The sequence below is a fragment of the Mycobacterium sp. genome (genome assembly GCF_032162105.1).
Taxonomy (GTDB): domain Bacteria; phylum Actinomycetota; class Actinomycetes; order Mycobacteriales; family Mycobacteriaceae; genus Mycobacterium.
Window position 1 is genome coordinate 1 of record NZ_JAVRPS010000438.1, and the last position, 2508, is coordinate 2508.

The 2508-nt window shown below is 66.9% G+C and carries 3 protein-coding genes; 2 read left to right on the plus strand and 1 reads right to left on the minus strand.

What is annotated here, in order from left to right:
• The first annotated feature begins 377 nt into the window (after positions 1–377).
• Both QOC69_RS22295 and abmR read left to right on the plus strand, forming a co-directional pair.
• Positions 378–590, plus strand: a complete 213-nt coding sequence (locus QOC69_RS22295; RefSeq protein ID WP_526443639.1) for a hypothetical protein — start codon at positions 378–380, stop codon at positions 588–590.
• 74 nt (positions 591–664) lie between these two features.
• Positions 665–1243, plus strand: a complete 579-nt coding sequence (abmR, locus tag QOC69_RS22300; protein WP_526443641.1) for an ATP-binding transcription factor AbmR — start codon at positions 665–667, stop codon at positions 1241–1243.
• A 306-nt stretch (positions 1244–1549) separates the two neighbouring features.
• Here abmR and QOC69_RS22305 read toward each other — a convergent pair.
• The coding region (locus QOC69_RS22305) for an ABC transporter ATP-binding protein (protein WP_526443643.1) at positions 1550–2508 on the minus strand (959 nt) is incomplete at its 5' end.

Sequence of the window (2508 nt, forward strand, 5' to 3'; positions counted from 1 at the left end):
GGAACTGCCGTGCCTGCCATCGTGGCGACGGTGGCGGTCGGGCCTGGCCGGTGGAGTGCCCGCCACGGTCCACTGTCCGCGGCGGGGTCTTGCCGGCCGATGCCTGATCGCCAGTCCGAGACCACGCCTACCGATCGCGGCCCCCGCGATGGAGTCACGGTGGCCGGATCGGAAGTCTGCTGCCAACATCTTGGCACCCGCCACCGACAACCACCCACCCCAACACCACTCACTTCCGCGCGGTATCACTCACTCCGCTCACAATCGCACCAGCAGGTGCCAACCCTATGACAATCGGGGTGGCGTTCGGGATGGCAACCGCGAGACCAGAGGCGTTCCCCGACCTGTAAAACGCCTCGAAGTGGCATCCTGAGCAGATGGCTAAGGAAATCGACCCAGTGCGGGCGCGCAGCGCCGTTGCGGTCATCAAACAGCATCCGGGCATGGTGCTGTTCCTCGCGACGCCGGCGTTGTTGGTCGTTGGCGTCGTATGGCTCCTCACCGGCAGTGCGGCCTGGGCGGCGTTGCTCCTCGTCGCGTTGGTACTCGGCGGGGGCGCTGCGCTGTACGGGGCCCTGAAGCGGCGCTAGGACGCGACTGACGTCGGCGTTCGCTCTTGGAGAACTGCGCACCGCTTCATCTGTAACGGTGTAATCATGTAATTATGAGACAGCATCATCACACCCAAGGCCGCCGGCCCGGACGGTCCGGCGGTTGGCAACAGTCACAGCAACCCGACGCGGGCGACGCGCCGGAATGGATCGCCGGCCGCCTTCCGGAAGGCTGGTTCGCCGGCGATCCGACCGTGGTCGTCGACCGCGAGGAGATCACCGTCATCGGCCGCCTTCCCGAACAGGACGGCGAGGAGAGTGAGGCGCACGCCTCCGGACGCGCCGCCCGGTTCCGCGAGGAGACCCGGTCGGAGCGGATGCGCATCGCCGACGAAGCCGAGGGCCGCTACGGACGCAAGGTCGCCTGGGGCGTAGATATAGGGGCAATCGGGACTGATAAATACGAGCGGATCCTGTTCACCCACATCGCCGTGCCGGTGATGACCAGGCTCAAGCAGCCGGAACGCCAGGTTCTCGACACGTTGGTCGACGCAGGCGTGGCGCGGTCGCGGTCCGACGCGCTGGCATGGTCGGTGCGGCTGGTCGGCGAGCACGTCGACGAGTGGTTGGGCAAGCTGCGCGAGGCGATGTCCACGGTCGATGACTTGCGCGCTGAAGGCCCAGAACTGTAGTCGCCCGACAAATCAAGGGTATTCCCCGATTCCTGACCGGCCTCCACTCGGTAATTTCATCCACGTCGAGATTTCGGGCGCGGTGCCGAGGGGACAACGTTGGCCGGAATCAGACAAGCGCAGTGCGTTGGTGCGGGCGTGTGGTGTTGGGCGCATCAATTGCGTCCGGCACCGGGATCGCCGCCGCCGAATCGGGGGATGACGGCGGCGGAGACCAACACGTCCGCAACCGACGGCACCGGCGCACCCGCGGCCGACGTGCGGTTCGGCCACGGGTGTGTCGGGGTCGCACTGGTCGCTCGAACCTCACACCTGCGTCATCGCCCAGTACTCGCCCCGTCGGGCGAGCAACTCGGCGTGGCTGCCGCGCTCCACGATGCGCCCCGCCTCCATCACCAGGATCATGTCGGCGTCACGAATGGTCGAAAGCCGGTGCGCGATGATGAAACTGGTCCGATCGCGGCGTAGCTCGGCCGTGGCCTGCTGAATCAGTAGCTCGGTACGGGTATCCACCGAGCTGGTCGCCTCGTCGAGGATGAGCAGCCGCGGACGGGCCAGGATCGCTCGGGCGATGGTGATCAACTGCTTCTCACCGGCGCTTATGTTGCCGCCGTCGTCGTTGACCACGGTGTCGTAGCCCTTCGGCAACGTGTGCACGAAGCGGTCGACGTGCGCTGCCTTGGCGGCGTCGATGACCTCGGCCTCGGTCGCGTCGGGCCTGCCGTAGGCGATGTTCTCGTGAATGGTGCCCGCGAACAGCCAGGTGTCCTGCAATACCATGCCGATCCGGGACCGCAGGTCGTGGCGGCGCAGCTCCGAGATGTCGACGCCGTCGATCAGGATGCGGCCGGAGTCCACCTCGTAGAACCGCATCAGCAGGTTGACCAGCGTGGTCTTGCCCGCGCCGGTCGGACCGACGATCGCGACGGTGCTGCCCGGTTCGGCCATCAGCGACAGGTCTTCGATGACGGGCGTGCCGGGCCGGTAGGCGAAGTTGACGTGGTCGAACTCCACCTGGCCGAGGCCGCGCGGGTCCACCGGCACCGGCGTCGGCGGGTCCGGCGGTTGCTCGTCGGCGTCCAGCAGGTCGAACACCCGCTCCGCACTCGCGATCCCGGACTGCAGCGTGTTGTACATAGCCGCCACCTGGGTGAGCGGCTGGTTGAACTGGCGCACGTACTGGATGAACGCCTGGATGCTGCCCAGCGTGATCTGGCCAGTCGCCACCTGAATGCCGCCGACGACCGCAACGGCGACGTAACTGA

Coding starts and splice junctions, on each gene's coding strand:
- QOC69_RS22295 (WP_526443639.1), top strand. CDS start 378: ATGGCTAAGGAAATCGACCCAGTGCGGGCGCGCAGCGCCGTTGCGGTC.
- abmR (WP_526443641.1), top strand. CDS start 665: ATGAGACAGCATCATCACACCCAAGGCCGCCGGCCCGGACGGTCCGGC.